A 417-nucleotide genomic window follows, 5' to 3' on the forward strand; every position below is an offset into this window, starting at 1 on the left:
TTTTTTGAGTCTGCTTTGGACAAGGCTTCCCGAAGGATTTCGACCTCCATCGTCTTGCGGCCGAGCATGCGCTCCAGCTCGCGGACGCGATCTTCCAGCTTCTTCACTTCCGAATTGCCGACCACCGGCTCGTCAGAATCCACAGCTGCAGCACCTCCCTCGCTCAAGAGCCTGCGCCACCGATAAAGCAGATTGGGCGCGACGCCATGGCGGCGAGCGGTGGACGATACCGTCTCGCCTGGTTCGAAACTCTGCTCAATGATTGTCAGCTTTTGCTCGGTTGTCCACCGCCTGCGGCGAACATCACCCGTCAGCAATTCAACGTGTCGATACTCGTTAGACATAAGCCTATACCCAAGCCTGTGCTTGAGCCTTTCTGCTTATGCCGACTGTCCGGTCGAAATGGGGGGCAGTTCA

General features: G+C 57.1%; 1 protein-coding gene. It reads right to left on the reverse strand.

Annotated elements, in window-relative coordinates; translation table 11 throughout:
• A partial coding sequence (locus ACS5UA_RS22890; RefSeq protein ID WP_443101892.1) for a transposase occupies positions 1-344 on the reverse strand: 344 nt, incomplete at its 3' end.
• Between the last annotated feature and the right edge of the window lie 73 nt (positions 345-417).

The organism is Brucella sp. RRSP16 (assembly GCF_052246815.1).
In the GTDB taxonomy this organism is placed as follows: domain Bacteria; phylum Pseudomonadota; class Alphaproteobacteria; order Rhizobiales; family Rhizobiaceae; genus Brucella; species Brucella intermedia.